Origin of the sequence: Phenylobacterium sp. (genome assembly GCF_036821595.1) — a bacterium.
Taxonomy (GTDB): Bacteria; Pseudomonadota; Alphaproteobacteria; order Caulobacterales; family Caulobacteraceae; genus Phenylobacterium.
In genome coordinates this window covers 1-6817 of record NZ_DAISJG010000094.1, presented here as the reverse complement: position 1 = coordinate 6817, position 6817 = coordinate 1, and the positions used below count along the sequence as shown (strand labels likewise).

8 protein-coding genes are annotated in these 6817 nt (G+C 73.2%); 2 read left to right on the top strand and 6 right to left on the bottom strand.

Going from position 1 to position 6817, the window contains the following annotated elements; all coding sequences use genetic code 11:
• On the top strand, positions 1–668 hold a 668-nt coding region (locus V7Z97_RS18630), incomplete at its 5' end, for a DJ-1/PfpI family protein (protein ID WP_334164941.1).
• On the opposite strand, the gene V7Z97_RS18625 is transcribed toward V7Z97_RS18630, so the two are convergent.
• The 6 genes from V7Z97_RS18625 to nadA all read right to left on the bottom strand — a co-directional run bounded on the left by V7Z97_RS18625 (position 665) and on the right by nadA (position 5271).
• Positions 665–1192, bottom strand: a complete 528-nt coding sequence (locus V7Z97_RS18625) for a RidA family protein (protein WP_334164940.1) — start codon at positions 1190–1192, stop codon at positions 665–667. The two genes, V7Z97_RS18630 and V7Z97_RS18625, sit on opposite strands and share 4 nt — an antisense overlap.
• Positions 1193–1283: 91 nt before the next feature.
• The gene (locus tag V7Z97_RS18620; RefSeq protein ID WP_334164939.1) at positions 1284–1514 is read right to left on the bottom strand and encodes a hypothetical protein; all 231 of its coding nucleotides are present in this window, start codon (positions 1512–1514) and stop codon (positions 1284–1286) included.
• A 1-nt stretch (position 1515) separates the two neighbouring features.
• A complete protein-coding gene (locus tag V7Z97_RS18615; protein ID WP_334164938.1) occupies positions 1516–1728 on the bottom strand; it encodes a hypothetical protein in 213 nt (70 codons plus the stop codon).
• 68 nt (positions 1729–1796) lie between these two features.
• Positions 1797–2642 carry a carboxylating nicotinate-nucleotide diphosphorylase gene (nadC, locus tag V7Z97_RS18610; protein WP_334164937.1) on the bottom strand — a complete coding sequence of 282 codons (846 nt, stop codon included), beginning with the start codon at positions 2640–2642 and terminating at the stop codon, positions 1797–1799.
• Positions 2639–4156 carry an L-aspartate oxidase gene (locus tag V7Z97_RS18605; protein WP_334164936.1) on the bottom strand — a complete coding sequence of 506 codons (1518 nt, stop codon included), beginning with the start codon at positions 4154–4156 and terminating at the stop codon, positions 2639–2641. The genes nadC and V7Z97_RS18605 overlap by 4 nt, the downstream gene beginning before the upstream one ends.
• Positions 4156–5271, bottom strand: coding sequence for a quinolinate synthase NadA (gene nadA, locus V7Z97_RS18600; protein ID WP_334164935.1), 1116 nt, complete (start codon positions 5269–5271; stop codon positions 4156–4158). The genes V7Z97_RS18605 and nadA overlap by 1 nt, the downstream gene beginning before the upstream one ends.
• A gap of 234 nt (positions 5272–5505) precedes the next feature.
• On the opposite strand from nadA, the gene V7Z97_RS18595 reads away from it, so the two are divergent.
• Positions 5506–6714 (top strand): cell wall hydrolase, encoded by a 1209-nt coding sequence (locus V7Z97_RS18595; protein ID WP_334164934.1) that lies wholly within the window; start codon positions 5506–5508, stop codon positions 6712–6714.
• Positions 6715–6817: the final 103 nt, after the last annotated feature.

Sequence of the window (6817 nt, the reverse complement as noted above, 5' to 3'; positions counted from 1 at the left end):
TCTTCCCGCTCTATCCCGGCGTCACCCAGCTGGACTTCACCGGCCCGCACCAGGTGTTCAGCCGGCTGCCGGGGGCGAAGGTGATCGCCGGCTCCATGGGCGGCCAGGACATCGAGGCCGACGGGCTGGTGTTCGCCAGGCTCGCCGACCTCGCCGCGGTGGAGCGTTGCGACCTGATCTGCGTCCCCGGCGGCCTGGGCACGACCGACGCCATGCTCGATGAGGCCTTCGTACGCGAGATCCGCCGGCTGGCGGCCGGCGCCACCTACGTCACCTCGGTGTGCACGGGGTCGCTGATCCTGGCGGCCGCGGGCCTGCTCGGCGGCAAGCGGGCGGCCACCCACTGGGCCTGGCGTGAGTTGCTCAAGCCGTTCGGGGCGATCGTCGACGAGGCGCGGGTGGTGCGCGACGGCAACATCTTCACCGGCGGCGGGGTCACCGCCGGAATCGACCTGGCTCTGACCGTCGCCGCCGAGGTGGCCGGCGCGGACTACGCCCAGGGGGTCCAGCTCGGCGTGGAGTACGCCCCGGCCCCGCCGTTCGAGTGCGGGCGGCCCGAGCTCGCTCCGCCGGAGGTGCTGGCGCGCGTGCAGCGGGCCATGGCGCCGCTCTCACAGGGCCGCATGGCCTCCGCGGAGGAGGCGGCCCGGCGGCTGCAGCCCGCCTAGGGCCGTGCTTGCGGGACGTAGGCGATCATCTGGATCTCCACCACGCCGTTTGGCGCGAGCAGGCCTGTCGTGCCGACCGCGGTCCAGGCGGGATGCGGGGCGCTCATGAACTCGTCCTTCGCCGCGCTGAAGGCGGCGAACTGCTCCTCCCGCGTGCCCTGGAAGCCGGGCCCGTCCCAGACGTGGAAGGTGTTGATCATCACCACGTCGGCGAAGCTGGCGCCGCCGGCCGCCAGGGTGCGCTGCAGGTGGCCGAAGGCGCGGCGGGACTGCGCCTTGAAGGCTTCGGCGTCCCGCGCCTCGGTGTCGGCCGGACCGGCGATCACGCCCGAGACGTAGAGGTAGTCCCCGGCGCGCCGCGCGGGCGCGTAGTGGACCTCGTCGTAGGCGCGCTGCGACCCCGGCGTCGGGATCACCGCCGCGCCCCCGGGCGCGGGAATCAGTTTCGGGTACCCCTGCGCCGCCGGCTGGGCGGCGGCGGGCAGGGTGAGGGCGAGGGCGAGCAGGGCAAGGCGGAGCTTCATGCCCGCCCTCTAGGGGCTCGCCGCCCGGTCATCACGTGAACTTTCCGACACCATCGGCCGGGACCCGCGGCCCCGGCCGTGGCGTGCGGGGCTAGGGCTTGCGGCGCTCTTCCGAGGGCTCCTGGAAGTTCCGCTTCTCGGCCGGGTCGTGGGAGTGGCGCCGGTCGCGCTCGCCGCCGCCGCCCGAGACGTGGCTGTAGGGGGTGTTGGTCGGCTCGCCGTCGGCCCGCTGCGGCTTCTTCTCAACATAGGGCTCGGTGCGATCCTCGTGGCTCGCGCCGGGACCGCCCCAGCGGCGCGTTTCCGGATGCTTCTCGGGCATGTCAGCGGTCCTGCTGGTAGCCTTGGTGGTGGGTGTTCTGGTTGATGTTGCCGTGACGGCCCTGCTCCTTGAGGTTCACGTCGTCGTCGCCGGGCTGGCTGGACTGCAGGTTGGTGGTCTCGTCGCGCCGACCCTGGGTCGAGCCTTCGACGTCGGGCTTTTCGCCGGGGTGCGAGCGCTGTTCCGGCGGGATGGGGGGAGCTTTCGAAGCCATGGGTGCGCCTCCTTCGGTTGAAGGGTGAACCCGGCGGGGATGGGCTGGTTCCGAGGAATCGGCCGCCGTCAGACCGCGTCGAGGCCGATGTCCAGCACGCCCACCGAGTGGGTGAGGGCGCCCACGCTGATCACGTCCACCCCGGTCCCGGCGATGGCCCGGACGGTCTCCAGGTTCACCCCGCCGGACGCCTCCAGCGGGATCCGCCCGCCGGTGCGCCGCACGGCCTCGGCCAGATCGTCGAGGCTGAAGTTGTCGAGCATGATCACGTCCGGCGCCTCGGCCAGCGCCTCGTCGAGCTGGTCCAGGCTGTCCACCTCCACCTCGACCTTCGTCAGGTGGCCGGCGAAGGCCTTGGCCCGGCGCACCGCCTCGCCCACCGAGCCGCAGGCGGCCACGTGGTTGTCCTTGATGAGGATGGCGTCGTCGAGGCCGAAGCGGTGGTTCACCCCGCCCCCGCAGCGCACGGCGTACTTCTCCAGCGCCCGGAGGCCCGGCGTGGTCTTCCGCGTGTCGACGATCCGCGCCTTCGTGCCCGCCACGGCGTCCACATAGGCCCGCGTCAGGGTGGCGATGCCCGACAGCCGTCCCATCAGGTTTAGCCCCGTGCGTTCGGCCGAGAGCAGGGCGCGGGCGTTGGCGTCCACCCGGGCGAGCGCTGCGCCGGCCGCTACGCCGTCGCCGTCGGCCACGAGCGGCTCGAAGCGCGCGTCCGGGTCCAGCTCCGCCAGCGCCAGGCGCGCGCAGGCGAGGCCCGCCACCACGCCGGGCTTGCGGGCGGCGAAGACGGCGGTCAGCCGCGCATCCGCCGGGATGCAGGCCTGGGCCGTGATGTCGCCGGCCCGGCCGAGGTCCTCGGACAGGGCCGCGCGGACGATGGGGGCGATCAGCAGGTCGGGAAGCGGTTCGATCATTCGGCGGCGTACTTCAGGGCGGGGCTCACCTCGGCCAGGGTGACGAAGGTCCGCCGCGGCGCCGCCTGTTCCGTGGCGTCGCTGCGGAAATGTCCGCCGCGGCTCTCGGTGCGGGCCAGAGCGCAGGCGGCGGTGAGCCGGGCGGCGACCAGCGCCGGCGCCTGGCCGTGGCCGGCCTCCAGGGCGTCGATCACGCCCAGCAGCCGGGTCAGGCCCTCGGCGTCGCGCACCACGCCGGCGTCGCGGCTCATGGCCTTGCGCAGGATCTGCAGGCCCGAGGTCGGCAGGACCGGGGGCACGACAGGCGCAAGGGGCCGGGTTCCGGGGTCCTTCGCGTCACGCGCCGCGGCGCCCGCGCGGGCGCCGAACACGGCGGCTTCCAGCAGGGAGTTGGACGCCAGCCGGTTGGCCCCGTGCACGCCGGTGGAGGCGCATTCGCCCGCCGCGTAGAGGCCCTCGAGGCTGGTGCGGCCCTGCGCGTCCGTGACGATCCCGCCCATGTGGTAGTGGCAGGCCGGCGCGACCGGGATCGGCTGCTTGCGCGGATCCACCCCGCCGGACAGGCAGGCGGCGAACACCGCCGGGAACTCGTCGGGGAAGTGCGATCCCACCGCCTCGCGGGCGTCCAGGAAGGCTCCGCGGCCGGCCTCGCGCTCGGCGTGGATGGCCCGGGCCACCACGTCGCGCGGCGCGAGCTCGGCGTCCGGATGGTAGCGGGCCATGAACCGTTCGCCGTCGGTGTTGACCAGCACCGCGCCTTCGCCCCGCAGGGCCTCGGTGGCCAGCGGCGCAGGATCGCGGCCGATGTCGATGGCCGTCGGGTGGAACTGCACGAACTCGGGGTCGGCGATGACCGCGCCCGCCAGGGCGGCCAGGCCGAGGCCATCGCCCGTCAGCTCGGCGGGCGTCGTGGTGACCGCATAGAGCCCGCCGATCCCGCCGGTCGCGAGGATGGTGGCGCGGGCGGTGATCTCCGTGAGCGCCCCGTCCTGTTCGGCGACCACGCCGCGCACGCGGCCGTCGGAGTCCTGCAGCAGGCCGCGCAGCCTGCAGCCGGTGCGCACCTCGATGTGCCGCGCGGCCAGCACGGCGACGCTCACCGCCTCCATGATCGCCCGGCCGGCCTGGTCGCCCTTCACGCGGACGACGCGGGCCTTGGAGTGGGCGGCCTCGAGGCTCTGGGCGAAGTCGCCGCCGGCCGTGCGGTCGAACGGCGCGCCGAGTTCGGCCAGCGCGCGCACCGCGGCCGGGCCTTCCTCGGCCAGCAGCCGCGCCATGTCCGGGGCCACCAGGCCCGCGCCGGCCGCCACCGTGTCGGCGGCGTGCAGTTCGGGCGTGTCGTCGGCGGCCAGGGCCGCGGCCATGCCGCCCTGCGCCCAGGCCGAGGAGCAGCCCTGGTTCAGCGGCGCGCCGGTCAGCAGCAGGACCCTGGCGGGCGCGGCGGCGAGGGCGGCGGTGAGGCCCGCCAGCCCGGCGCCGACCACGACCACGCCGTCGTGGCGGATGCGCTTCATCAGATCAGCTCCACGTCCACGTGGTGGCGGGCCTTCACGAGGTCGTAGCGGGCCGGGACCGCCGGCGGCGGCAGGTCCACCATCCGCTGCACCGCCAGGCGCGCGCGCTCGGCGATCGCCGGATCGACGGTGACCTCGTGGCGGTCGTGCAGCAGGGCCTCGTAGATGTTCTCGAGCGTGATCCGCTTCATGTGCGGGCACAGGTTGCAGGGCCGCACGAACTCCGTGCCCACCGCGTCGGCGGCCACGTTGTCGGCCATGGAGCACTCGGTGATCAGCACCACCCGCTTCGGGCGCTTTTGGATCACATAGTCGTTCATGGCGGCCGTCGAGCCGGCGAAGTCCGACACCTCCAGCACCTCGGCCGGGCACTCGGGGTGGGCCAGGACCTCGGCGCCCGGGTAGGCCGCCTTGATCTCCAGGATGTCGGCGGCCGTGAAGCGCTCGTGCACCTCGCAGCGGCCCTGCCAGGCGATGATGCCGATGTCGGTCTGCCGGGCCACGTTGCGGGCGAGGAACTCGTCGGGGATCAGGATCACCCGGTCGACGCCCCACGCCCTGGCGGCCTCCTCCACTACCTGCACGGCGTTGGCGCTGGTGCAGCAGATGTCGGTCTCGGCCTTCACGTCGGCGGTGGTGTTCACATAGGTGATCACCGGCAGGCCCGGGTAGCGCTGCTTGATCAGGCGCACGTCCGCCCCGGTGATCGAGCTCGCCAGCGAGCAGCCGGCGCGCAGGTCCGGGATCAGCACGCGCTTCTCCGGCGACAGGATCTTCGAGGTCTCGGCCATGAAGTGCACGCCGGCCTGGACGATGACCTTCGCGTCGGAGCGGGCGGCCTCCTTGGCCAGGCCCAGGCTGTCGCCGACATAGTCGCCGACCCCGTGGAAGATCTCGGGCGTCATGTAGTTGTGGGCCAGGATGACGGCGTCCTTCTCCCGCTTCAGCCGGTTGATCTCGGCGATCAGCGGGGCGTGCAGGCGCCACTCCATGGGGGTGACGTGGCCCTTCACCTTCTCCCAGGCGGGGAGGGTGGCGGCTTCGACCTCAGGGGTGAAATCGAACTGGAACCCGTCGGCGGCCATGCGGTCCTCCATTATGCTCAATGTGAGCATTTCCCTGGCCCAAAAACACGCCCCGAACTGTCGAAGCCCGCGGCGCTGGTTATGCTCAGTTAGAGCAAAACTGGATGAAATATAGCGCTCCAGCGCTCCAGCGCAAGCCGCATTCGCCGAACGCCGACTGATTTCGCCCATGGCCCCGCTCGCGCCGGCGCCGCCGACACCCTAAGTACCGCGTCCCAGGCCGGGCCACCTTTCGCCGAATTAAGGACCCATCTCCCTGCGTTGATGCGAAAAGCGCCGCGACGAAAGCCGAAGAGCCACACCCTGATCCGCACCGCCCACCTCCTGCGCCGCATCCTGCCGGCCGCCGCCCTCGCGGCCCTGGCCGTGGGCGCCTGCGCGCCCCAGCCGGAGCATGCGCTGACGCACGAGCAGCGCCGCTGGGCCGCGGCCGGCATGTCGCCCGAGGCCCTGCGCCTGCTGACCAACCGGATGGATCCCTCCGCCCGCTCCATCGCCGTTCGCCACGACCCCTTCCTGCGCCAGGCCGACACCTGGAACCGCACCGCGGGCTGGGAGAGCCTGGACATCCGAGAGGTCCCCGACCTCGGCCTGCCCCAGGTGGGCCGCACGGCCGAGGAGGTGAATGCGCTCAGGCCCTTCACCGACCTGCCGATCCGGCCGATGAAGCCCTTCTACCTCAAGGCGAAGGGCGAGGACCGCACCCGCGCCGTCGAGTGTCTTACCCAGGCGGTCTACTACGAGGCCGCCCGCGAGCCGGCGCTCGGCCAGGAGGCCGTGGCCCAGGTGGTGCTGAACCGCGTCCGCCACCCGGCCTATCCGAAGTCCATCTGCGCTGTGGTCTACCAGGGCGCGGCGCGGACCACCGGCTGCCAGTTCACCTTCACCTGCGACGGCTCGCTGCGCTGGGCGCCCGAGCCCGCCCTGTGGCGCCAGGCCCGCCGGGTCGCCGAGCGCGCGCTGGACGGCCATGTCGCCAAGTCCGTCGGGTCGGCCACCCACTACCACGCGAACTACGTGGCCCCGTACTGGGCCCCGACGCTCGTGAAGATGACCCAGGTCGGCGCGCACATCTTCTACCGCTGGACCGGCCCATGGGGCGAGCCGCCGGCCTTCACCGGCCGCTACGCCGGGCGCGAGGCGATCCTGACGCCGGCCATCCTCACCGGCCTCGACGCCCGCACCCAGGGCCTGCTCTCGCCGGAGAAGCAGGACGTCCCTGCCGCCCGCGAGATCAAGCTGGCGGTGGCGGGCGAGGTCCGCACCTACACCGTGGTCGACGCCACCGCCACCGACGGCGAGCGCACCCGTGTCCGCGGCACCCTCTACGCCCCCCGCCGCCAGCCGACCCCCGACGAGGTCCGCAAGATCAACGAGAGCCTGGCGGCCATCGAGAAGGGTCTGCCCGCTTCCGCCGTCCCGGCACCGAGCGCCGGCGAAGCCGCCGCCCCCGCCAGCGACGCCGCCCAGTAGAGGCAGGCGCCCCTTCCTCCTCGATGGAGGAAGGGTAGGGATGGTGGGTGATCGCAGGGCGGCGAGGGGAGCGCGCCGTCCGGCTCGGCGCCCACCCGCGCCC